Raw genomic sequence first — 18257 nt, 5'->3', positions numbered from 1 at the left:
ATTTAAACAAATTTGGGATCTTTTTTGCGGGGTGGGTGGTTTTGGTTTGCATCTGGTAAGGCCTGGCCAGAAGCTGGTGGGAATTGAAATTGCCCCAGCAGCAATTGCCAGCGCTACGCGTTCAGCGGCTGCAATGGGTCTGCAGAATGTTAGTTTTCAGGCGCTCGATGCCATCGCTTTTGCCAACGCCGCTGCCAGCGCACCTGATTTACTGGTGGTTAACCCGCCACGGCGCGGCTTGGGGGCAGCGCTGTGTCAGGATGTACAGCGATTGGCACCCGCCTGGCTTTTATATTCCAGTTGTAATGCAAAAAGTCTTGCAGAAGACTTACAGCATCTTACTGATTACACATTATTAAAAGTGCAGCTGTTTGATATGTTTGCCCATAGCAGTCATTATGAAGTACTAACGTTATTACAAATAAAGTATTAGCGCTTGCCTTCCAGAATGCGAACAATTTCCCGGCTGTGTTCAAATAACTCAATGACCGTGCCTTCAATCTGAACGGTAATAATGCCATCGACATTTGGCTTTCGCAGTACCGTGCTACGACGATAGTAATCATCAGCAAGATACTGACCGGCAGAGAGTTTTTTCTGCCAGCCCGGAGGCAGTGGTTTACCACTTTCCATTTTTTTCACCAGGCCTGGTGGTAATGATTTATCGTGGTCCGGTTTAGCCATAAGTGATTGGCTTATCACTAATGCAAAACTGCAAACAACGAAAATAGCATTTTTCATGGTGGAACTCCTTTTACTTTGAACATAGGTTTTAACCCCTATGAGATTAATGCCAGCTTAATTCTCTGACGCAAGCTATTTGCATCCGGCTTTCGTTGAGCTGCACTGTATTAATGCACTAGCTGCTTTTGCCAGCAAATCGAGCAATTTTCACTAGCAGTATTATTAACTTATTCTGATAATCTGCTACAGTGCCTGCGTTTTCAAACGATGGGTTAACACCACACCATGTTTTTCGGATACGTCTCACTGTTTGCTACCAGCTTTATTGCTGCAACCTTATTGCCAGCCTCATCCGAGGTGCTGCTTCTGGCTTTAGCGCAGCAAGGCTATGCGCCATTAGGGCTGTGGCTGGCAGCAACCAGCGGCAATACTCTGGGTTCTTGTGTTAACTGGTATCTGGGTAAAGAATTGCTGCGTTTTCAGCATAAGCGCTGGTTTCCGGTAAGCCCGCAGCAACTACATAAAGCACAGCTACAGTTTCAACGCTATGGCAGCTGGAGCCTGTTACTGGCCTGGCTGCCAATAGTGGGTGACCCACTAACCCTGGTTGCCGGCACCTTGCGGGTTCGTTTTAGCCTGTTCTTAATGCTGGTGGCATTAGGTAAGGGCGCACGTTATGCACTACTATTAGTGTTAGCCCGGCAGCTGTGGTAAAACGTTTTTCTGATGGCTTTATAGCAGCAAATCCGGCATCATAAGCGCACTTTTTTATTTGCAGGATACCCTTATGGAATATCAATTAAGCCCTGAAGAGCTAGGCCGCATTCTGGCACTTGATGCCGAGCAACGTTATGACTACTTTATTCAGGCCGTAGCCGACTTAGCAGAAATCTGGATTTTAACCGACGAAGAAGGTTTTGTGCTAGTTAGTGCCGAAGATGATCGTTGTATTCCGGTATGGCCTCATGCGGAACTGGCCGAGCAATGGATTGAAGGTGAATGGCAGCATTGTACTGCCAAAGCTATTGATATTAAAACCTGGCTGGAAAAATGGACCTCAGGCTTAAATGGCGATGAATTAGCCATTGCGGTACTGCCTGATGCAGATGGCCCGGGTGTGGTTGTAATGCCGGATGAGCTGGCCGAAACATTATTAGATGAAATGAGCGACGACGCCTGAGCGCCGCGTTTTTTGCACTAATAAATTACGTTACTAGTTCATTGCCGGTGGCGTTACCGCCGGCAAATGCCATTAAGTTGTCACTGGTAATACTGCTGATTTGCTGCAGTGCTTCCTTGGTAAAAAAGGCCTGATGGCTGGTGATAAGCACATTAGGGAAGGTGAGCAGTCGCTCAAATACTTCGTCATCAATCATTTGTTCTGATAAGTTTTCAAAAAAGATATCCGCTTCCTGCTCGTAGACATCTAAACCCAGATAGCCAATTTTTCGATCTTTTAAACCTGCAATGACGGTTTTGGTATTAATTAAGCCACCGCGGCTGGTATTAATTAGCATAACGCCATCGCGCATTTTTGCCAATGAATTGGCATTGATCAGGTGTTTAGTGGCTGGATTAAGCGGGCAATGTAAGCTAATAATATCGCTTTGAGCATATAACTCGTTCAGGCTAACATAATGCTCTGCCAGTTCAGCCACGGGTTCAATGTCATAGCACACTAATTTACAGCCAAAACCTTGTAAAATACGGGCAGTGGCCAAGCCAATCCTGCCGGTACCAATTAACCCTACTGTTTTGCCGTGCATATTAAAACCCATTAAACCGTCAAGAGAAAAATTGTTATCCCTAACCCGGTTATAGGCTTTGTGTAGTTTGCGATTTAACGTAAGCATCATGGCAACAGTATGTTCTGCCACTGCTTCGGGTGAGTATGCTGGCACTCTGGCAACCCGAATACCCAACGCTTTTGCCGTGTCCAAGTCAACATTGTTAAAGCCAGCACAACGCAGCGCCACCATTTCAATGCCCATCGCTGACATTTGTTGTAATACTGGAGCAGACAAATCATCGTTAACAAAGGCGCAAATAGCATGACAACCCTGAGCTAATTTCAGGTTAAGCGTACTTAGGCGGCTATCAAAGTAGCTGAACTGCAAACTGGGATCGGCCCATTGACTAAACCCGTCTTGATCATATTTTTTGGCACTGAACACGGCAACTTTCATCGGTAACATCCCGTTTTTGGCATGTGTAAAGTGTAGATCAGTTGATAGTGTCATAATTAGCGCCAGATCAAAGTTATAGCAGTTCTTCTATCGCCTGAACGATGCTGCCGGGTTTGGTACGTGGAGCGTAGCGCTTTACCACTTCGCCCTGTTTATTAATAAGGAACTTAGTGAAGTTCCATTTAATGGCGCGGGTTTTCAGCAAACCGCGGGCATTGTCTTTTAAATGATCAAATAGTGGCGAGGCCTTTAGACCATTAACATTAATTTTGGCCATTACCGGAAAACTCACTCCATAGTTTAGCTGACAAAATTGCTGAATGTCGTTATCGTCACCCGGCTCCTGGCCACCAAATTGGTTACAGGGAAACGCCAGGATCATCAAGTCACGTGCTTTGTATTGTTGATACAATTGTTCCAGCTGCTGATATTGCGGCGTAAAGCCACATTGGCTGGCGGTATTGACAATTAACACCACTTTACCGCGGTATTCTGTTAGATCGACGTCTCTGCCCTGCGCATCTTTAACTTTGAACTGGTGTATGTTGATCATTATGCTTCCCGATGATACTTCAACTGATGGATTAACGGTCTTTAGCGCAACTCACTTTCTTTTCACTGGTTAAGTTTGTAAGCTAACATCTTATCATTTCACAGGTATAAGTCATTTTTATGTCAAACGATCAGAAAGATAAAGTCGCGTTTATCGGCTTGGGTGTTATGGGCTATCCGATGGCGGGTTACTTGCAGCAAAAAGGTTATGAGGTAACGGTGTATAACCGTACTGCCAGTAAAGCACAAGCCTGGGTCAATCAATATGGTGGCAGTAGTGCCGTTAACCCGGCATTGGCAGCGGTTAATGCCAAACTGGTGTTTTTATGTGTTGGCAATGACCACGATGTACGATCAGTGGTCTATGGCGAGCAAGGTGTTTTAGGTACTCTGCAACCGGGTGCCGTATTGGTTGACCATACTACGGCCTCAGCCGAGCTAGCCCGAGAGCTTGGCGCAGCGTGTACCGAGCAACACGTTGGCTTTTTAGATGCACCGGTTTCCGGAGGCCAGGCTGGCGCTGAGAATGGCAGTTTAACGGTAATGATTGGCGGTGATGCCACTGCTATGATTAAGGCTGAGCCAGCCATCATGTGCTATGCGCGCTGTGCCAAATTACTCGGACCAGCCGGCAGTGGCCAGTTAGCAAAAATGGTTAACCAGATTTGTATTGCTGGCGTAGTGCAAGGCCTGGCTGAAGCGCTTAATTTTGCACAAAATGCCGGCCTCGATGCCGCCGCGGTAGTAGAAGTTATTTCACAAGGAGCTGCACAGTCGTGGCAGATGCAAAACCGCTATAAAACCATGCTCGATAATAAATACGATTTTGGCTTTGCGGTTGATTGGATGCGTAAAGACTTAGGCATTGCCTTACATGAAGCACGGCAAAATGGTAGCCATTTACCCATTACAGCGTTAGTCGACCAGTTTTATAGTGAAGTGCAACAAATGGGTGGTAGCCGCTGGGATACGTCTAGCCTATTGGCACGGCTACAGCGCTAAATTTGCCCGGTAACCTGTTACCGGGCGGCTATTTTTTGCACATTGTATTTTTGGTAAAAGTGCTTGGGTAATTACCGTATTATTGCTGAGTTAACACCCACTCAGTAAGCAAACGCACGCCAAAGCCTGTGCCACCTTCAGTGTGCAAGCCTTTGTTGCTACTACTTAGCGCATTACCGGCAATATCAAGGTGAGCAAAAGGGGTGTCTGTCACAAACTGCTGTAAAAACAGCGCAGCAGTAGAGGCACCTGTAGTGCTGCCGGTGTTGCGTAAATCGGCGATACGGCTTTTTAATTCCGGCAACATTTCATCAGTTAGCGGTAAGCGCCACACTTTCTCTTGGACTGTCACACCGGCTTGGGTTAGCTGTGCAACCAGTTGCTCATCTTTACTAAACATACCAGCGTAATAAGCACCTAGTGCCGTCACTTTAGAGCCGGTAAGCGTCGCGATATCGACTATTGCCCGCGGTTTAAAGTTTTGCTCGGCATACCAAAGTGCATCGGCCATCACCAAACGACCTTCAGCATCGGTGTTAATAATTTCAATAGTTTTACCATTGCCAGCAGTAATAACATCGCCCGGCAGGTACGCCCGATCTGAAATCATATTTTCGGCCAGCGCCATTAAACCTACTACATTAACCGGGGCTTTTTGCTTGGCCAGGGTATGCATGGTGCCAAGCACTGCTGCGGCACCCGCCATATCACTGGTCATGCGTAATAGGGTGTCGGCCTGTGTTTTTAGGTTATAACCGCCGGTATCAAAGGTAATACCTTTTCCCACCAGTGCTAAAGGTTGTTGCTTGCTGCCTTCCCAATGCACAATCACTAAATATGGTGGTCTTTGGCTACCCTGACCAACTGCCAAATGCGCACCCATACCGGCTTTTTTCAGTGCAGCCTGATCCAGTACTGTTACTTTGGCACCTAGCTTGCGCAGCTCCAGAGCTTGTTTGACAAAGGTTTCTGGATAAATGCCATTAGCCGGTTCATTAATAAGATTGCGGGCCAGTACTACCCCTTCCGTTAGCGCATTTATCTGCGCTAGCCGCTGCTCGGTAGCGGTTAGCTCACGGCTTAATAAATAGATATTTCGGATTTTTTCCGGTTCGTCATCAGTGTGATAACGATTAAAGGTGTAGCTTGCCAGGTTAATGCCATGGCTTAACTGTGCCAGCAGCTCTGGTTGGGCAATTGCTGATTGCAGCAAGGTGGAATCTAGCTGAATAGTGTGAGCTGCTGAATTTAGCAACGAGTGCGCCACGGTTGAGCCTAACAAACTAACTTGGTACGGGGTAAGTAGCTCGCTCTCGCCAGCGCCAACTAGTACTACTCGCTGGTACTGGGCATATGGTGCAGCCGGGGCCAGCCAGGTTAGGGTTTTGCCATGCTCGGCACTAAAGTTTTCTTGTTTACTAATGGCGGCCAGTTGTGGATTAGTATTTAGTTGGTCCGGGCTAACCAGCAGTAATAGGGTATCGGCTGAATGTGCGACATTGGCGCTAGCTTTAATGGCAAATTGATCAGCGTTAGCGCTGTAAGTGGCCAGCAATAGTGCAGCCAAGGTAGAAAGACGAAACATAGGTAAAACTCCTTAGTAATTTTATTGTCGTTATCTTGGCGTTAAAGTAAGCTATTGACAATTAGGCTGGCGGTAAACTGTCGCTTATTTCGGGCGATATAACAAAAAAGCGCCCGTAGGCGCTTAAGTATCACAACAATAGTGTTAACTAAACGCCATTTCCGGTATGTCGCCGTCGACGACCAGCTTGCCAGCGGTTTTTTGCTGAATTTCTTCAATACTAATACCCGGGGCGCGCTCTAGTAGGTGGAAGGCGCCGTTACGTACTTCTAATACCGCTAAATCGGTGACAATTTTTTTAACGCAACCTACGCCTGTCAGTGGCAGGGTGCAGTCGTTTAATAGCTTACTATTGCCGTATTTGTCAGCATGGGTCATGGTAACCACAATATTTTGTGCGCCGGCCACTAAATCCATGGCGCCGCCCATACCTTTAATCAGTTTACCCGGGATCATCCAGCTGGCGATGTTGCCGTTTTGGTCTACTTCAAATGCGCCCAGCACGGTTAAATCAACATGACCGCCGCGGATCATGGCAAAGCTTTCTGCTGAGCTGAAAATGGCTGCGCCTTTAATAGCGGTCACGGTTTCTTTGCCGGCATTAATCATATCAGCGTCAAGTTCTGCATCTGTTGGGTAAGGTCCCATGCCCAGCAGGCCGTTTTCAGACTGCAGCATTACTTCAATACCGGCTGGCACGTAATTGGCCACCAAGGTTGGAATGCCAATACCCAAGTTAACGTAATAACCATCTTGCAGCTCTTGCGCTACGCGCATTGCCACTTGTTCACGAGATAAAGCCATAATTGCCTCCTTAATCTTGCCGAACCATACGACGTTCGATGCGCTTTTCAAAGTTGCCTTTAATAACGCGCTGGACGTAAATACCCGGGGTGTGAATTTGTGACGGTTCCAGTTCGCCCGGTTCAACAATTTCTTCTACTTCAACCACGGTAATTTTACCGGCTGTTGCGGCCATTGGGTTGAAATTCATTGAGGTGTGGCGAAATACCAAATTACCGTATCGGTCAGCTTTCCAGGCACGTATTATGGCAAAGTCACCGGTAATTGCTGGCTCTAACACATAATGGCGGCCATTAATTTCGCGAGTTTCTTTACCTTCAGCGACGGGGGTGCCATAACCGGTTGCAGTAAAAAAAGCGGGTATGCCTGCACCGCCGGCCCGCATTTTTTCGGCCAGCGTGCCTTGTGGGGTAAGTTCTACTTCCAACTCGCCGCTAAGCAGTTGTTTTTCAAACAGGGCGTTTTCACCAACATATGAGGCGACCATTTTTTTGATTTGGCGGTCTTCCAGCAAAATACCAAGGCCAAAGCCGTCAACACCGCAGTTGTTCGACACCACCGTTAAGTCGGTGGTGCCCATTTTTTTAATCTGGGCAATTAAACCTTCCGGTATACCGCATAAACCAAAGCCACCGGCAATAACGGTCATGCCGTCTTGCAGGCCAGCCATGGCGTCTTCGTAGCTATGTACGACTTTATTAAACCCTGCCATTTGATGTCCTCTGTTCTTTGCTGAACTGTATTTTAGAGCCGTTCTTCGATTACGCTGCTGCTAAGTGTATTTTTGTCTGCGACACGCCGTGAACCCCTCCCTGGGGGCTCGTTTCCGCCCGTCCAGGGCTTCAACGGTCTCAGAAAAAATCACATCCGCATCCGCTTACACCTGAGTAAAGGGAAGCGCACAGTACACTTTAGCCGAAACCGTGTTTTTCATGGATGAAAAACAGGAGCCTACAGGGACGTATTTACGGCGTGTTTCGGCAAAGTTGTACGGAGTGTTTACCGTGTTCGAAGAACCTTTTTAGCTGCTGTTAACTAACCACCAGTCTGACTGCACTTAGCCTTAAATGCCAATCCTACTTTAGAACTAGGCTGCTTGCCCAGCTTGTCGGTAATAAACCAACCTGCCTGCGCCAGCGCCGTTAAATCGATGCCATGGGTAATACCTAAGCCGTTAAGTAAATACACCACATCTTCAGTAGCCACGTTGCCAGATGCCCCGGCTGCGTAAGGGCAGCCACCCAAACCGGCTACGGCACTATCAATAATGCTAATACCACGGTTTAGCGCCACATAAATATTGGTGAGGGCCTGGCCATAAGTGTCATGAAAATGTACTGCTACTTTTTCTGCGGGTACCATTGCAAGTACTGCGTCGAGCATGGCATTCACTTTTTTCGGGGTACCGACACCGATGGTATCACCCAGTGATATTTCATAGCAGCCCAGCTCCAGTAGTGCCTTAGCAACTAATGCCACTTCAGTTGGGGCAACTTCACCCTGATAAGGGCAGCCCAGCGCACATGAGACATAACCCCGTACTTTAATACCATCAGCCAGCGCCGCTTCCACGACCGGTGCAAAGCGCGCTAAGCTTTCAGCAATAGTGCAGTTAATATTTTTCTGGCTAAAGGCTTCTGAGGCAGCACCAAATATGGCTACTTCAGTTGCACCTGCTGCTTTTGCTGCTGCATAGCCTTTTAAATTTGGCGTAAGTGCGGCATAGGTTACCCCGGCTTTTCGCTTAATACCGGCAAATACTTCGCCAGAATCCGCCATTTGGGGGACCCACTTCGGTGAGACAAAGGCACCACTTTCAATATAGCTAAGGCCAGCGGCGCTAAGCATATCAATGAGTACAACTTTATCGGCGGTTGACACTGCCGCTTCGTTTTGCAGGCCATCGCGCGGGCCTACTTCCACTATTTGCACATGTTGCGGCAGGCTCATGCTTCCTCCGGGCTAAAGTCGACTAACTCGGCGCCATCTTTTACAATGTCGCCCGCAGCATAAAACACATCATTCACCACACCATTTTTTGGCGCTTTTATGCTGTATTCCATTTTCATCGCTTCCATAATAATCAGGGTGTCACCTACTTTTACCGTGGTGCCGGCTTTAGTCATAACAGCGACAATTGTACCGTTCATCGGCGCGGTTAGGCTGCCGGCATGTTCACTCCCATCAAGCTCTGGTGTTACTTCAGTGCGATAAGTAAAGTCGTAGCGGTGATGTTTAATAAAGACACTAATGGTGTCCTGATAGCGGCTAACCCGCACTTTGGTTTTATGGTCGCCCAATGTTGCGCTAAGCTCATCACCCTTTAACGCCGCTTGGCAACACAGTTGCTGACCTTGCAATTCAACCACGTAATGTTGTTGTTGCTCGCGAATAATTAACTGATGTGTCGCTTCGCCTTGCAATAAAGTTAACAACACGGTGGGTGTTTCATTCAGGCGCCAACCGTGGCTGTATTGCCATGGACTGGCACTGACACCACTTGTTACCGGGGCTTTTTGCTGCGCCATAATAAATAACGCCGCCAGCACCAGCGCCTGATTATCTTCCTTATTGGCCGGTGCAAAGAGCGTAGCCTGATGTTGATTAATAAAGTTGGTATCCAGCTCAGCGGCTTTAAATGCCGGATGTTCGGTTAAGCTGGTTAGAAAACTTAAGTTAGTAGTAACACCGGCAATGCGATAGTCATCCAGTGCCCGCAGCATTCTGGCGATGGCGCGATCGCGGCTTTCATCCCAAACGATCAGTTTGGCAATCATCGGATCATAAAAGGGCGATACTTCATCGTTTTCTACCACACCGGTATCAACCCGCACATAACGGCTGGCTTCAGGTTGGCGTAAATAAGTTAGTTTGCCCGTCGCCGGCATAAAGTCGTTATCAGGATCTTCAGCATACACCCGAACTTCAATGGCGTGGCCATCAATTTGTACCTGGTTTTGGCTCAGTGGCAGTGGCTCGTTAGCCGCAACTAACAGCTGCCATTTTACTAAATCCTGACCGGTTATCATTTCAGTCACCGGGTGTTCCACCTGCAACCGGGTATTCATTTCCATAAAGTAAAACGAGCCGTCTTCGTCAAACAAAAACTCAACGGTGCCAGCACCACGATAATCAATGGCTTTGGCCGCTTTTACTGCCGCTTCGCCCATGGCCTGGCGTTGCTCGTTACTGAAATTGGGTGCTGGTGCTTCTTCAATCACTTTCTGGTGGCGACGTTGAATAGAGCAGTCGCGTTCTGCCAAATACACAGCATTACCGTGATTATCGCAAAACACTTGAATTTCAATATGCCGTGGTTTGGTTAAATAGCGCTCAAGCAACATTTTGTCGTTGCCAAAACCGGCTTTGGCTTCACGGCGTGCACTGGCCAGCGCATCGCTAAATTCTTCTTTTTTCCACACCACCCGCATGCCTTTGCCACCGCCACCATAGGCGGCTTTTATTAGCTGTGGATAACCAATTTTAGCCGACTCGCTGGCTAGTAGCTTGTCAGACTGATCATCACCATGGTAGCCAGGTACTAACGGTACACCGGCTTGGTGCATAATAATTTTGGCGGCACTTTTTGAGCCCATGGCGGTAATGGCTGCAACAGGTGGCCCAATAAAAACGATACCCGCATCATCACAGGCTTTTGCAAAGCTTTCGTTTTCAGATAAAAAACCGTAGCCAGGGTGTATGGCTTCAGCGCCGCTTTGTTTGGCAATAGCAATAATTTTATCGCTGCGCAGATATGAATCTTTACTGGGGGCGGGGCCCAGTAAATAAGCTTCGTCAGCCATGCTGACATGGCGGGCATTGGCATCGGCATCGGAGTAAACCGCTACGCAACGAATGCCAAGCTTATGGGCGGTGTCGATAACGCGACAGGCTATTTCACCACGGTTGGCTATTAATATTTTCCGGAACATGCTTATTCGTCCTTTAGCTTGGCGTTTGCTTGTGCTGGTAACCAGTTGGGGCGGCGTTTTTCAAGAAAAGCACCCAAGCCCTCCTGGCCTTCTGCCGACACGCGAATTTCAGCAATAGCCTGGGTAGTATGTGCTACCACATTGTTACTGATTTTGCGGTTATATATATTATGGATCAGGGTTTTTGCGGCACTCATCGCTGCTGGGCTATTTTGCAGCAAGCTGCTAATCAGCCCTTCAGCACTATCTTGCAATGCATTTGCAGTAACGACTTCGTGCAACAAGCCCAGTTGTTTGGCGGTATCGGCACTAAAGCGCTCGGCACTTAAAAAATAGCGCCGGCTTTGCCGCTCGCCCATAGCACGCATTACATAAGGGCTTATAACGGCTGGAATTAAACCAATTTTTACTTCGCTTAAACAAAAACTGGCGTTATCACTGGCAATGGCCATGTCGCAACACGCCACCAGGCCAACTGCACCGCCAAAAGCGGCACCTTGCACCATCGCAATGGTTGGTTTAGGAAATTTATCTAACGTGTGCATCAGTAATGCCAGCTCGTTGGCATCGTTTACGTTTTGCGAATAGTCTTTTTCGGCCATCGAGCGCATCCAGTTTAAATCGGCGCCGGCAGAGAAGTTTTTACCAGTAGCTTTTAACAGTAACAGCCGCACATTGTCGTCTGTTGCCAGCTGGTTAAGTACGGCAATAAGCTCGGCAATCATCAGGTCGTCAAAGGCGTTATGAACGTCTGGCCGGTTTAGTACCAGGCTGGCCACGCCACGCTGGTCGATACTTACTTGTGTGTAAACCTGGTTCATTTTATCTCCGAAAGTAGTAATGCAACTTGAAACACTATTTCTCTGACATGGCGGTTGCTAAATATGTGCGTTTCTAAATCGGCAAGCGCGCCGCACAACTTTGCCAGAACACGCCGTAAACCCTTCCATGGGGGCTCCTGTTTTTCATCCATGATAAACACGGTTCTGGCTAAATGTACTGTGCACTTACCTCTATAGCTGATCCAGCAAGCGTGTCGCAGAAAAAATGCAAGGAGTGATGGCGTCTTCGATAATTACATAAGCTCCGAGCACCCCTCACAACTATCTACATCCGAAACACACCAAATTTAGTCTCTTCAATCGGCGCATTCAGTGCGGCGGCTAACGCCAGGCCAACGGTCATACGGGTTTGCGCCGGATCAATAATGCCGTCATCCCACAAGCGGCCACTGGCATAATAAGGGTGCCCTTGTTTTTCGTACTGCTCAATAATGGGTTGTTTAAGTGCTTTTTCAGCATCGCTTGACAGCGTTTCGCCTTTACGGGCTAAACCGTCTTTGGTGACCTGCGCCATAACGCCGGCGGCTTGCTCACCACCCATCACCGAAATGCGGGCATTGGGCCACATCCACATCATGGTGGGGTCGAAGGCACGGCCACACATACCGTAGTTACCTGCGCCATAGCTGCCACCAATTAACACGGTAAATTTCGGCACTTTGGCACAACTAACTGCCATCACCATTTTGGCACCGTGTTTGGCAATACCTTCAGCTTCATACTTTTTACCGACCATAAAACCGGTAATATTTTGCAGGAACAACAGCGGAATTTTTCGCTGGGCGCACAGTTCAATAAAGTGCGCGCCTTTTTGTGCCGATTCAGAGAACAATATGCCGTTATTGGCCACAATACCCACCGGATAGCCAAAAATGCGGGCAAAACCACAGACCAATGTGGCGCCATAGTATTGCTTAAACTCATCAAAATCTGAGCCATCAACAATGCGGGCAATTACTTCTTTAACATCGAACGGCTTGCGTAAGTCGGTGCCAACAATGCCATACAGCTCTTGGCTGTCAAAAAGCGGCTCTTCAGGCGTTTTTATATCCATGGCGTGAGCTGCAGGGCGGTTTAAGCGGGATACGGCATTTCGGGCCAGTTGCAACGCATGCTCGTCGTTTAATGCATAATGATCTGCCACCCCAGAAATTTTACAGTGCACGTCAGCACCGCCCAGCTCCTCGGCGGTAACTTCTTCTCCGGTAGCCGCTTTAACCAGCGGCGGGCCGGCTAAAAAAATAGTGCCTTGGTTTTTAACAATAATGCTTTCATCGGCCATCGCTGGCACATAGGCACCGCCAGCAGTACACAAACCCATTACTACTGCAATTTGGGGTATGCCTTTAGCGGACATATTCGCCTGATTAAAGAAAATACGCCCAAAGTGCAGCTTATCGGGGAAAACATCGTCCTGGCGGGGCAGGTTAGCACCGCCAGAATCTACTAAATAAATGCAGGGCAGGTGACAGCGTTCAGCTATTTCTTGCGCCCGTAAATGTTTTTTAACGGTAAGCGGATAATAGGTGCCACCTTTTACCGTGGCATCGTTGGCGACTATCATGCACTCAATACCGCTAACCCGGCCAATACCAGCAACTACCCCTGCGCTTGGCACATAATCGTCGTAGCATTCCCAACCGGCAAACTGGGCTACTTCTAAAAATGGTGAGCCTGGGTCTAACAGTTTTTGAATGCGATCGCGAACAAACAGCTTACCGCGAGCGGTATGGCGGGCAATTAAGGCTTCGCCGCCGCCGAGTTTGATTTGCTGAACCTTGCTATTCAGATCGTCGACCACGGCCTGCATAGCGCTGGCGTTTTTCTGAAACTCCTCCGTGCGAGGGTTAATTTTGCTGCTAATTTTCGTCATATCAGTTTGACTCGGTAAACAACTCGCGGCCAATCAACATCCGGCGTATTTCTGAGGTGCCGGCGCCAATTTCATATAACTTGGCATCACGTAATAAACGACCAGTAGGGTACTCGTTAATGTAGCCATTGCCGCCTAATAACTGAATGGCATCCAGTGCCATTTTAGTGGCAAGTTCGGCTGAGTATAAAATAACCGCCGCGGCATCTTTGCGGGTGGCTTCACCGCGGTCGCAGGCTTTTGCAACGGTATACACATAAGATTTAGCGGCATTCATTTGGGTGTACATGTCGGCAAGTTTGCCCTGCACCAGCTGGAATTCGCCAATAGATTGGCCAAATTGTTTACGGTCGTGAATATAAGGTATTACCACGTCCATACAGGCTTGCATTATGCCCAACGGGCCGGCCGCTAATACTACTCGCTCGTAGTCTAGGCCACTCATTAGTACTTTTACACCGCCGCCTATTTGACCCAGTACGTTTTCGGCAGGTACTTCGCAGTCTGCAAACACCAGCTCACAGGTGTTAGAGCCGCGCATGCCCAGTTTATCAAGCTTTTGTGCGGTGCTAAAACCTTTGGTACCACGCTCTACAATAAACGCTGTTATGCCTTTACTGCCGGCATTGATATCCGTTTTGGCATAAATGACATAGGTATGGGCATCCGGGCCGTTGGTGATCCACATTTTATTGCCATTTAAAATGTACATATCGCCTTTTTTCTCCGCGCGCAGCTTCATGCTCACCACGTCAGAGCCGGCGTTAGGCTCGCTCATTGCCAAGGCGCCAATATGCTCACCTGAACAAAGTTTAGGCAGGTACTTCACTTTTTGGGCTTCAGTACCGTTGCGGAAAATTTGGTTGACACAAAGATTTGAGTGCGCGCCATACGATAAACCAACCGAAGCAGAGGCGCGGCTGATTTCTTCCAATGCCACCACGTGCTCTAAATACCCCATGCCAGAGCCGCCGTATTTTTCATCAACGGTAATACCCAGCAGGCCTAAATCACCAAACTTGCGCCATAACTCATTTGGAAATTCGTTAACCTGATCAATATGCTCAGCGCGTGGTGCTATTGCTTCGCGGGCAAAGGCATTAACCTGTTCGCGGATCATATCGACGGTTTCGCCTAAATCAAAGTTAAGGCCTTTATAAGTGCTTATCATGGTAAATCCCCGTTTGCTGTATGCTAAAACTGGCTAAGCAGTTTTTGATTGTTTGGCGTCGGCTAAGGTATCGCGGCAACGTTTTTCTACTGTTACCAGTTCCATTAACACGACTTTGATGTCGTCCATTTGCTGATGCAGTTCGATTTTTTTCTGCTCTATCAATTTCAACATGGTACTTAATTGGGTTACGCTGCTTTTATCAGCGTCGTACAGTTCGAACAACTGGCCGGTTTCAGCAAGGCTAAACCCCAGTCGTTTGCCGCGCAAAATAAGCTTTAGGCGCACCCGATCGCGTTTACTGTAAATACGGGTTTGGCCACTGCGTAGTGGGGCAAGCAGCCGCTGATCTTCGTAAAAACGAATGCTGCGGGTAGTAATGTCGAACTCTTTTGCCAGTTCGCTGATACTGTAGGTTTTTTCTTCTTTTTCTGTCATAACTGCCTTCCCGAAAAACGCCATCAACTATAAGTGAAGTTTACGTAAAGGTAAAGCTGGGTGCTAGCGTAAAAAATGTACTAAGGGTTAATTTGATTGGCTTTGTAAAGCAAAAATGCCAAATTTTATGGGGTAAGGTGTACAGTTTATTGAACCATTTACAGAACTATAATTCGCTGCCACTACCATAGTGTTAGATGGTTGACGTTGGCGTAAACGTAAATTTGGTGTAGGCTCTTTGGCATCTTTTCCGGCCAACCTTATCAGGAGAGTAAAATGGCATTGGACAATACAGAACATAATAAACAACACGCTATTGTAATTGTTGCTGCTAAGCGCACCGCTATGGGCGGCTTTATGGGCGGCTTAACCGAGGTAGACGCTACAGTGCTGGGCGCAACTGCCATTAAAGCGGCATTAGAGCAAGCCGGTATTAGCGGCGATAAGGTAAGTGAAGTGATTATGGGCAACGTGCTGCCAGCGGGTTTAGGCCAGGCCCCTGCGCGACAAGCTACCTTAAAAGCGGGTTTACCATTAAGTGCCGGTGCTACCACTATTAATAAAGTGTGTGGTTCGGGTTTAAAAGCCGTGATGTTAGCCAGTGACTTACTTAAAGCCGGTAGTGCCGATGTAGTGGTAGCCGGGGGTATGGAGTCTATGTCTAATGCACCCTACTTGCTGCCAAAAGCCCGCGCCGGTTACCGGATGGGCCATGGCGAAATTAAAGATCATATGATGCTGGATGGCCTGGAAAATGCCTACGATGGTAAAGCGATGGGTTGCTTTGCGCAGGATACCGCCGATGAAAAAGGCATAACCCGTGAGCAAATGGACGCCTTTGCCGTGCAGTCGACCACCCGGGCACAGCATGCTATTGCCAATGGCGATTTTGCAGCTGAAATTACCCCGGTAACATTTCAGACCCGAAAAGGTGAAATGACCTTTAACATTGATGAGCAACCAGGCCAGGCAAAATTAGACAAAATACCCAGCTTACGGCCAGCCTTCGCCAAAGACGGTACCATTACCGCCGCGAATTCCAGTTCTATTTCTGACGGAGCAGCCGCTTTAGTATTAATGCGAGAAAGCGATGCCAAAGCACAGGGCTTAACACCTCTCATACGTATTGTTGCCCACGCTACCAATTCAATGGAACCAGCCTTGTTTACCGTGGCTCCGGTGGGCGCTATTCAAAAAGTACTGCAAAAAGCCGGCTGGGATAAACAGCAGGTAGACTTATGGGAAATTAACGAAGCCTTTGCCATGGTCACCATGTTAGCCATTAACGAATTAGGTTTAGATGCCGCCAAAGTAAACGTGAACGGCGGTGCTTGTGCGCTGGGCCACCCAATTGGTGCTTCAGGCGCTCGTATTTTAGTTACCCTGATTTATGCGCTGCGCCAGCGCGGCCTGACTAAAGGTATAGCGTCACTGTGTATTGGTGGCGGTGAAGCCGTTGCCTTAGCAGTTGAAGTTTTATAACGATTTTCAGAAAGGGTATCGCAACCGATTTCTTTGCACCAAACCCTACTTTAGCATGAAAGATAATCTCAAGCCGCGGCGCAAATAGCGTGTTTTAAATTCTAATAAAGCCGACGGCAAAACCCAAACAACCGGGAGAAGCACTATGACACATCAGGTTAAACATTTTATCGACGGCGAGTTCGTCACCTCTACCAGTGACAAACTGATTCCTGTCACTAATCCGGCTACGCAGGAAATTATCGCCCAGGTACCTTGCGCTACCCCGGAGGAAATGACCCGTGCAGTTGAATCGGCTAAAGCCGCTTTTTTAACCTGGAAAGAAGTGCCGGTTTCAGAGCGGGCGCGTTTAATGATGCGCTTTGCCCATTTATTAAAAGAGCACCAGGGTGAAATTGCCGACATTATTTGTCAGGAATTAGGTAAAACGGTAGAAGATGCCAAAGGCGACGTGTGGCGCGGTATTGAAGTAGTAGAACAAGCGGCCAACATTCCGTCATTAATGATGGGCGAAACGGTAGAAAACGTCGCACGCAGCATCGACACCTACAGTTATATTCAACCACTTGGCGTGTGTGCGGGTATTACCCCGTTTAACTTCCCGGCCATGATCCCACTGTGGATGTTCCCCATGGCCATTGCCTGCGGTAATACGTTTATTTTAAAACCGTCTGAGCAAGACCCAATGACGGTAAATAAAATTGCTGAGCTGTTTGTCAAAGCCGGCGCACCAAAAGGTGTGTTGCAAGTGGTACACGGGGCGAAAGAGCAGGTAGATGCCATTTTGCACCACCCGGACATTAAAGCTATTTCCTTTGTTGGTTCGGTTAATGTTGGCCAGTATATTTATAAGACCGGCACCGACAACCTGAAACGTGTACAGGCTTTTGCCGGTGCCAAAAACCATATGGTAATTATGCCTGATGCTAACCGGCAACAAGTGGTTAATGCTTTAGTGGGTGCATCAGTAGGCGCTGCTGGCCAACGTTGTATGGCTATTTCGGTAGCGGTGTTTGTGGGTGCTGCCGCAGAGTGGATCCCGGAGGTGGCTGCTGCCATTGGTAAAGTACGCCCGGGCGTGTACACCGATCCGAACGCGGCTTATGGTCCGCAAATTAGCCCGCAGGCCCGTGCCCGTGTGTTATCGCTAATTGAACAAGGCAAAAAAGAAGGTGCTACCTGTGTACTGGATGGCTCAGATTGCAAAGTAGAAGGTTACCCGAACGGTAATTGGGTAGGCCCAACCGTATTTTCCGATGTTACTACTGATATGGAAATTTATAAGCAAGAAATTTTCGGCCCGGTACTCACTACCATGCATGTTGACTCGCTAGCCGCAGCATTAAAAGTAGTGAACGATAGCCCATACGGTAATGGTACCTCTATCTTTACTGCCAGTGGTGCTGCTGCGCGTAAGTATCAGCATGAAGTGGAAGTAGGCCAGGTGGGCATTAACATTCCTATTCCGGTACCACTGCCGTTTTTCTCGTTTACCGGTTGGAAAGGCTCGTTTTATGGCGATCAGCATGCTTATGGTAAGCAGGCGGTGCGGTTTTATACTGAAACCAAAACCATTACCGCGCGCTGGTTTGATGACGATATTGCGGTATCTGGCCCAAATATGTCGATTAACTTGCGCTAAACTCAGAGCCTTAGAGAATAAAGCGGCGTGGCAGACTTTACTTAGCCGACCGTTGCAGGCCATG

General features: G+C 48.1%; 18 protein-coding genes. 6 read left to right on the top strand and 12 right to left on the bottom strand.

The window, feature by feature from the left end:
• On the top strand, positions 1-433 hold a 433-nt coding region (locus VT06_RS14660), incomplete at its 5' end, for a methyltransferase domain-containing protein (protein WP_046555078.1).
• On the opposite strand, the gene VT06_RS14655 is transcribed toward VT06_RS14660, so the two are convergent.
• The gene (locus VT06_RS14655; protein ID WP_046555070.1) at positions 430-741 is read right to left on the bottom strand and encodes a hypothetical protein; all 312 of its coding nucleotides are present in this window, start codon (positions 739-741) and stop codon (positions 430-432) included. The two genes, VT06_RS14660 and VT06_RS14655, sit on opposite strands and share 4 nt — an antisense overlap.
• Before the next feature lie 228 nt (positions 742-969).
• On the opposite strand from VT06_RS14655, the gene VT06_RS14650 reads away from it, so the two are divergent.
• Both VT06_RS14650 and VT06_RS14645 read left to right on the top strand, forming a co-directional pair.
• Positions 970-1398, top strand: a complete 429-nt coding sequence (locus tag VT06_RS14650) for a YqaA family protein (RefSeq protein WP_046555069.1) — start codon at positions 970-972, stop codon at positions 1396-1398.
• 73 nt (positions 1399-1471) lie between these two features.
• Positions 1472-1864, top strand: a complete 393-nt coding sequence (locus tag VT06_RS14645) for a DUF2750 domain-containing protein (RefSeq protein ID WP_046555068.1) — start codon at positions 1472-1474, stop codon at positions 1862-1864.
• 25 nt (positions 1865-1889) lie between these two features.
• Here VT06_RS14645 and VT06_RS14640 read toward each other — a convergent pair whose 3' ends face one another.
• The gene (locus VT06_RS14640) at positions 1890-2870 is read right to left on the bottom strand and encodes a 2-hydroxyacid dehydrogenase (protein ID WP_046555077.1); all 981 of its coding nucleotides are present in this window, start codon (positions 2868-2870) and stop codon (positions 1890-1892) included.
• 73 nt (positions 2871-2943) lie between these two features.
• Entirely contained in the window at positions 2944-3420 is a 477-nt protein-coding gene (locus VT06_RS14635; RefSeq protein WP_369796922.1) for a glutathione peroxidase, read from the bottom strand.
• A gap of 122 nt (positions 3421-3542) precedes the next feature.
• Between VT06_RS14635 and VT06_RS14630 the strand changes: the two genes are divergently transcribed.
• Complete coding sequence (locus VT06_RS14630) at positions 3543-4424, top strand: NAD(P)-dependent oxidoreductase (protein ID WP_046555066.1); 882 nt, start codon at positions 3543-3545, stop codon at positions 4422-4424.
• Positions 4425-4503: 79 nt separating this feature from the next.
• Here the strand turns inward: VT06_RS14630 and VT06_RS14625 are convergent, their stop codons facing one another.
• From VT06_RS14625 to VT06_RS14585, 9 genes are all read right to left on the bottom strand, one after another.
• Entirely contained in the window at positions 4504-6009 is a 1506-nt protein-coding gene (locus VT06_RS14625; protein ID WP_046555065.1) for a leucyl aminopeptidase, read from the bottom strand.
• A gap of 144 nt (positions 6010-6153) precedes the next feature.
• A complete protein-coding gene (locus VT06_RS14620; protein WP_046555064.1) occupies positions 6154-6813 on the bottom strand; it encodes a CoA transferase subunit B in 660 nt (219 codons plus the stop codon).
• A gap of 10 nt (positions 6814-6823) precedes the next feature.
• The gene (locus tag VT06_RS14615) at positions 6824-7525 is read right to left on the bottom strand and encodes a CoA transferase subunit A (protein ID WP_046555063.1); all 702 of its coding nucleotides are present in this window, start codon (positions 7523-7525) and stop codon (positions 6824-6826) included.
• A gap of 323 nt (positions 7526-7848) precedes the next feature.
• Entirely contained in the window at positions 7849-8763 is a 915-nt protein-coding gene (locus tag VT06_RS14610) for a hydroxymethylglutaryl-CoA lyase (RefSeq protein WP_046555062.1), read from the bottom strand.
• Complete coding sequence (locus VT06_RS14605) at positions 8760-10745, bottom strand: acetyl/propionyl/methylcrotonyl-CoA carboxylase subunit alpha (RefSeq protein WP_046555061.1); 1986 nt, start codon at positions 10743-10745, stop codon at positions 8760-8762. The genes VT06_RS14610 and VT06_RS14605 overlap by 4 nt, the downstream gene beginning before the upstream one ends.
• A gap of 2 nt (positions 10746-10747) precedes the next feature.
• The gene (locus tag VT06_RS14600) at positions 10748-11566 is read right to left on the bottom strand and encodes an enoyl-CoA hydratase/isomerase family protein (RefSeq protein ID WP_082122549.1); all 819 of its coding nucleotides are present in this window, start codon (positions 11564-11566) and stop codon (positions 10748-10750) included.
• A gap of 286 nt (positions 11567-11852) precedes the next feature.
• Positions 11853-13460, bottom strand: a complete 1608-nt coding sequence (locus VT06_RS14595) for a carboxyl transferase domain-containing protein (RefSeq protein WP_046555059.1) — start codon at positions 13458-13460, stop codon at positions 11853-11855.
• A gap of 1 nt (position 13461) precedes the next feature.
• The gene (locus VT06_RS14590) at positions 13462-14631 is read right to left on the bottom strand and encodes an isovaleryl-CoA dehydrogenase (RefSeq protein ID WP_046555058.1); all 1170 of its coding nucleotides are present in this window, start codon (positions 14629-14631) and stop codon (positions 13462-13464) included.
• Positions 14632-14664: 33 nt separating this feature from the next.
• Complete coding sequence (locus tag VT06_RS14585; RefSeq protein WP_046555057.1) at positions 14665-15069, bottom strand: MerR family DNA-binding transcriptional regulator; 405 nt, start codon at positions 15067-15069, stop codon at positions 14665-14667.
• 276 nt (positions 15070-15345) lie between these two features.
• Between VT06_RS14585 and VT06_RS14580 the strand changes: the two genes are divergently transcribed.
• Both VT06_RS14580 and VT06_RS14575 read left to right on the top strand, forming a co-directional pair.
• Positions 15346-16551, top strand: a complete 1206-nt coding sequence (locus VT06_RS14580) for an acetyl-CoA C-acyltransferase (RefSeq protein WP_046555056.1) — start codon at positions 15346-15348, stop codon at positions 16549-16551.
• Between the two features lie 145 nt (positions 16552-16696).
• On the top strand, positions 16697-18193 hold the full coding sequence (locus VT06_RS14575; RefSeq protein WP_046555055.1) for a CoA-acylating methylmalonate-semialdehyde dehydrogenase: 1497 nt from the start codon (positions 16697-16699) through the stop codon (positions 18191-18193).
• Positions 18194-18257: the final 64 nt, after the last annotated feature.

Origin of the sequence: Arsukibacterium sp. MJ3, assembly GCF_000987765.1 — a bacterium.
Taxonomy (GTDB): Bacteria; Pseudomonadota; Gammaproteobacteria; order Enterobacterales; family Alteromonadaceae; genus Alishewanella.
The sequence above is the reverse complement of the archived record's forward strand: the minus strand, read 5'-3'. Positions and strand labels throughout refer to the sequence as shown.

Bases quoted from the DNA above. Each gene is read 5' to 3' on its own strand.
- VT06_RS14655 (WP_046555070.1), bottom strand. From the start codon at position 741: ATGAAAAATGCTATTTTCGTTGTTTGCAGTTTTGCATTAGTGATAAGC.
- VT06_RS14650 (WP_046555069.1), top strand. From the start codon at position 970: ATGTTTTTCGGATACGTCTCACTGTTTGCTACCAGCTTTATTGCTGCA.
- VT06_RS14645 (WP_046555068.1), top strand. From the start codon at position 1,472: ATGGAATATCAATTAAGCCCTGAAGAGCTAGGCCGCATTCTGGCACTT.
- VT06_RS14640 (WP_046555077.1), bottom strand. From the start codon at position 2,870: ATGAAAGTTGCCGTGTTCAGTGCCAAAAAATATGATCAAGACGGGTTT.
- VT06_RS14630 (WP_046555066.1), top strand. From the start codon at position 3,543: ATGTCAAACGATCAGAAAGATAAAGTCGCGTTTATCGGCTTGGGTGTT.
- VT06_RS14625 (WP_046555065.1), bottom strand. From the start codon at position 6,009: ATGTTTCGTCTTTCTACCTTGGCTGCACTATTGCTGGCCACTTACAGC.
- VT06_RS14620 (WP_046555064.1), bottom strand. From the start codon at position 6,813: ATGGCTTTATCTCGTGAACAAGTGGCAATGCGCGTAGCGCAAGAGCTG.
- VT06_RS14615 (WP_046555063.1), bottom strand. From the start codon at position 7,525: ATGGCAGGGTTTAATAAAGTCGTACATAGCTACGAAGACGCCATGGCT.
- VT06_RS14610 (WP_046555062.1), bottom strand. From the start codon at position 8,763: ATGAGCCTGCCGCAACATGTGCAAATAGTGGAAGTAGGCCCGCGCGAT.
- VT06_RS14605 (WP_046555061.1), bottom strand. From the start codon at position 10,745: ATGTTCCGGAAAATATTAATAGCCAACCGTGGTGAAATAGCCTGTCGC.
- VT06_RS14600 (WP_082122549.1), bottom strand. From the start codon at position 11,566: ATGAACCAGGTTTACACACAAGTAAGTATCGACCAGCGTGGCGTGGCC.
- VT06_RS14595 (WP_046555059.1), bottom strand. From the start codon at position 13,460: ATGACGAAAATTAGCAGCAAAATTAACCCTCGCACGGAGGAGTTTCAG.
- VT06_RS14590 (WP_046555058.1), bottom strand. From the start codon at position 14,631: ATGATAAGCACTTATAAAGGCCTTAACTTTGATTTAGGCGAAACCGTC.
- VT06_RS14585 (WP_046555057.1), bottom strand. From the start codon at position 15,069: ATGACAGAAAAAGAAGAAAAAACCTACAGTATCAGCGAACTGGCAAAA.
- VT06_RS14580 (WP_046555056.1), top strand. From the start codon at position 15,346: ATGGCATTGGACAATACAGAACATAATAAACAACACGCTATTGTAATT.
- VT06_RS14575 (WP_046555055.1), top strand. From the start codon at position 16,697: ATGACACATCAGGTTAAACATTTTATCGACGGCGAGTTCGTCACCTCT.